Consider the following 714-nt stretch of genomic DNA (forward strand, 5'->3'; position numbering starts at 1 on the left):
TGGCCGTACTGGGCGTAAGAGCCCGGGGCCACATGACCCAGCGCGCGGATGCGCTCGGCGATCGGGTCCACCGCGTTCCACAGCTCGGTGTACTGGGCCATGAACATGGCGTGCAGGCTGTTGAACATCGGCCCGGTCACGTTCCAGTGGAAGTTGTGGGTGGTCAGGTACAGGGTGTAGGTGTCGGCCAGCAGGCGGCTCAGGCCCTGGGCGATGGCGGCGCGGTCTTTGTCGCCGATGCCGATGTCCATCTTCATCGACTTGGCGGGGGCGGTGGTTTTTTTGGCCATGCGGTCACTCCTGAAGAAAACAGTGGGAACACCCGAGCGGCGGACGCGGCAGCGGCCCGGGCACGGGTGAGGCCCATCTTAGCGGCTCGGACACGGGGCCATGGTACGCACGGCGCCCCCGGATGGGCCATCGAATACATCTCAACCGGGCACAGCCCCCAGGCGGGGCCGCTGTCGCCGGGCCGACACCCGGGCACACGGCGCGGTTTTAGGATGCGGCGATGCCTTCCACCGACACCGCCATGCACATCCCTTCCTTGCAAGCCTCCGTCAGCCCCGAAGAATGGCAGCTCCGCTGCGATCTGGCCGCCTGCTACCGCCTGGTGGCGGCCTACGGCTGGAGCGACCTGATCTTCACCCACATCAGCGTCAAGCTGCCCGACAGCGTCACCGGCGGCGACCACCAGTTCCTCATCAACCCCTT

At 66.8% G+C, this 714-nt stretch carries 2 protein-coding genes; one reads left to right on the plus strand and one right to left on the minus strand.

Features of this window, described 5'->3' with window-relative positions; translation table 11 throughout:
* Nucleotides 1–290, minus strand: a 290-nt coding sequence (locus tag HA630_RS02205; RefSeq protein ID WP_166832207.1) for a Dps family protein, incomplete at its 3' end; no start/stop codon positions are given.
* 242 nt (nt 291–532) lie between these two features.
* On the opposite strand from HA630_RS02205, the gene HA630_RS02210 reads away from it, so the two are divergent.
* The coding region (locus HA630_RS02210; RefSeq protein WP_208299924.1) for a class II aldolase/adducin family protein at nt 533–714 on the plus strand (182 nt) is incomplete at its 3' end.

It is taken from the genome of Aquabacterium sp. A08 (assembly GCF_011742065.1).